This window comes from Methylophaga sp. UBA4204 (assembly GCF_002379485.1).
In the GTDB taxonomy this organism is placed as follows: domain Bacteria; phylum Pseudomonadota; class Gammaproteobacteria; order Nitrosococcales; family Methylophagaceae; genus Methylophaga.
Genome location: NZ_DFTU01000012.1, coordinates 15832 through 17246, shown reverse-complemented (window position 1 = coordinate 17246; position 1415 = coordinate 15832). Strand labels below are relative to the sequence as shown.

Sequence of the window (1415 nt, the reverse complement as noted above, 5' to 3'; positions counted from 1 at the left end):
CCACCGTACAACCAGTCATCATCAGCCAGGATAGGATATCCCGAACCAGGTTGAGGATATCCACCCACACCATGACAAGCGGCACAATTGTCACCATAAAGCACTTTGCTTGAACCTACTGCATAGCGTAACAGCTCATCATCTTCGAGAATTTCTTCTGCTGACATTGCAGCAATACGATCTTCAAAAGGTGCACGTTTTTCCTGAATTTTTGCCATGTCATCCTTGTATTCATTGATCTGCGTCCAGCCCAGAATACCTTCGGTGTTTCCATTCACTAATGGCAGAGAAGGATAAAGAATAAAATACACCAGCACTAACAAACCGCTCAGGTATAAAGCTATTGTCCACCAACGCGGCGGTGGATTAGTCAATTCTCTGATGCCATCCCATTCATGTCCGGTATCAGGACATTCATTTGGGTTTTTATTGTTATCAGCCATCATTTTTCTCCGAATTTATATCGTCATCTCTCAGTGGCAAGTCACGATGCGATTCAAGTTTTTCTTTGTTTTTAGGGCGTAACACCCAGAAATACATACCAAACATCAGTAAGAAAATAACAACCGTCAGAATGGTACCCACCCAATCGCTTACGGTCATTGCAGACCAGTTTGTCTTAAAATAAGACAGAAAATCACTCACGGTAATCTCTTCCTGGTTCAAATTGAATCATGGTGCCAAGCACTTGCAGATAAGCGACCAGAGCATCCATTTCAGTTTTGCCTTCTACGAATTCTGCTGCTCCCAGAATTTCTTCATCACTGTAAGGAACCCCCAGGACTTTCATTGCTTTGAGTCGCTTAACCATGCCTTCACCATCGATGGTGGATTTGTCCAGCCAAGGATATCTAGGCATAACGGATTCAGGTACAACAGAACGCGGGTCACGCAAATGCTGAATATGCCATGCATCAGAGTATTTACCACCAACACGCGCTAAATCAGGACCGGTACGCTTGGAACCCCACTGAAATGGGTGGTCATATTTGGACTCAACAGCCAATGAATAATGACCATAACGATCTTTTTCATCACGGAATGGACGTACCATTTGTGAATGACACAGATAGCAACCTTCCCGCTGATAAATGTCACGTCCAGCTAGCTCAAGTGCAGTGTATGGACGTACACCCTGCAGTTCTTCGTATTCTGGAAAAACATCATCCTCAAAAGTATTATCCAAATAGAACAATGGAACGATCTCGACAATACCACCGACTGACACTACCAACGCCGTCGCTAGCACCAGCCCCCACACATTTTGTTCTACCCACTCTTGAAAGCTAATGCGTTTATTAGATTTTTTAGCCATGCTGATACCCTCAAATATTCGCTGCAGTTGCCATTTCGGCGGACGGTTTTGCAATCGCGCGGCGAATAGTCACTGTTACGTTAAACAGCATGATGACCGC

At 44.5% G+C, this 1415-nt stretch carries 3 protein-coding genes; all 3 read right to left on the bottom strand.

Annotated elements, in window-relative coordinates; all coding sequences use genetic code 11:
* Nucleotides 1–443, bottom strand: a 443-nt coding sequence (locus B3182_RS01820) for a cbb3-type cytochrome c oxidase N-terminal domain-containing protein (protein WP_292751304.1), incomplete at its 3' end; no start/stop codon positions are given.
* On the bottom strand, nt 436–645 hold the full coding sequence (locus tag B3182_RS01815) for a cbb3-type cytochrome c oxidase subunit 3 (protein ID WP_292355440.1): 210 nt from the start codon (nt 643–645) through the stop codon (nt 436–438). The genes B3182_RS01820 and B3182_RS01815, both read right to left, overlap by 8 nt.
* The gene (ccoO, locus tag B3182_RS01810) at nt 638–1315 is read right to left on the bottom strand and encodes a cytochrome-c oxidase, cbb3-type subunit II (protein WP_292355438.1); all 678 of its coding nucleotides are present in this window, start codon (nt 1313–1315) and stop codon (nt 638–640) included. The genes B3182_RS01815 and ccoO overlap by 8 nt, the downstream gene beginning before the upstream one ends.
* Nucleotides 1316–1415 lie beyond the last annotated feature (100 nt).

Bases quoted from the DNA above. Each gene is read 5' to 3' on its own strand.
- ccoO (WP_292355438.1), bottom strand. From the start codon at position 1,315: ATGGCTAAAAAATCTAATAAACGCATTAGCTTTCAAGAGTGGGTAGAA.